The organism is Pseudoxanthomonas sp. GW2 (assembly GCF_000283075.1).
Classification (GTDB): domain Bacteria; phylum Pseudomonadota; class Gammaproteobacteria; order Xanthomonadales; family Xanthomonadaceae; genus Pseudoxanthomonas.
In genome coordinates, this window is record NZ_ALIP01000060.1 from 1 (window position 1) to 1,203 (window position 1,203).

A 1,203-nucleotide genomic window follows, 5' to 3' on the forward strand; every position below is an offset into this window, starting at 1 on the left:
CGTAAGCTTCCCCGATCCGCAGACACCCCATAAGTAGAACTTTCTGGCATGTTTTCCCCAGCCAGGAGGTTCCATGAAGAAGTCCCGTTTCACCGAGACCCAGATCGTCTCGATCCTCAAGCAGGCCGACGCCGGCGTGCCGGTCAAGGACATCTGCCGGCAGGCCGGCATCAGCGTTCCGACCTACTACAAGTGGAAGTCGAAGTACGGCGGCCTGGAGGCCTCCGAGCTGCGGCGTGTCAAGGACCTGGAAGCGGAGAACGCCAGGCTCAAGCGGATGTACGCCGAGCTGGCGCTCGACAACGCCGCGATGAAGGATCTGATCGCAAAAAAACTGTAGGGCCGGAGCAGAAGCGCGAGGCCGTGCGGTACCCTGGTCGAGGTGCACACGCGGCCCCTGAGCCGGTCCTGTGATTGCGTTGGGTTGTCGCGGGCAGCGTGGTACCAGCCGCCGGTGCACTGGACGGTACGGGATGCCGAGATCATCGCGGCCCTGGCCGAGGTGGTCGAGAATCGCCCGAGCCGCGGCTTCTGGAAGTGTTGCAAGGTCCTGCGCCGTGCGCGTCCGGACTGGAACCACAAGCGAATCTACCGAGTGTACAAGGCGATGAAGCTCAATCTGCGCCGCAAGGCCAAGCAGCGGCTGCCCAAGCGCGAACGCGTACCGCTCTACGTTCCCCTGCTGCCCGATGCCGTCTGGTCAGCGGATTTCATGGCCGACGCGCTGGCGTGTGGCCGCCGCTTCCGGACCTTCAACGTGGTCGAGGACTTCAACCGCGAGGCGCTGCACATCGAGGTCGACACCTCGATCTCGTCCACGCGCCTGGTCCGCATCTTCGAGCAGCTCAAGCGCGACCACGGCCTGCCGCAGGTCCTGCGTACCGACAACGGCCCGGAGTTCCTGGGCGAGGCCTTCGTGCAGTGGGCCAAGCTCAACGGCATGGCCATCCGGTACATCCAGCCCGGCAAGCCCAACCAGAACGCCTACATCGAACGCTTCAATCGGACCTTCCGCGAGGAGGTCCTGGACCAGCACCTGTTCACCCGCCTCGACGACGTGCGCGAGGCCGCGTACTGGTGGATGCTCGAGTACAACGAGGAGCGTCCCCACGATTCGCTCGGCGATCTGACCCCGGCCGAGTACCGCCAACGCGTCGCCGGAAGTTCTACTTTTGAAATGCCTGCTTGACGGGGAAGCTTACG

General features: G+C 64.1%; 1 pseudogene. It reads left to right on the forward strand.

The features are described from left to right. The first annotated feature begins 73 nt into the window (after positions 1-73). Positions 74-1,189 (forward strand): annotated as a pseudogene (locus B351_RS0104495) (IS3 family transposase). Positions 1,190-1,203: the final 14 nt, after the last annotated feature.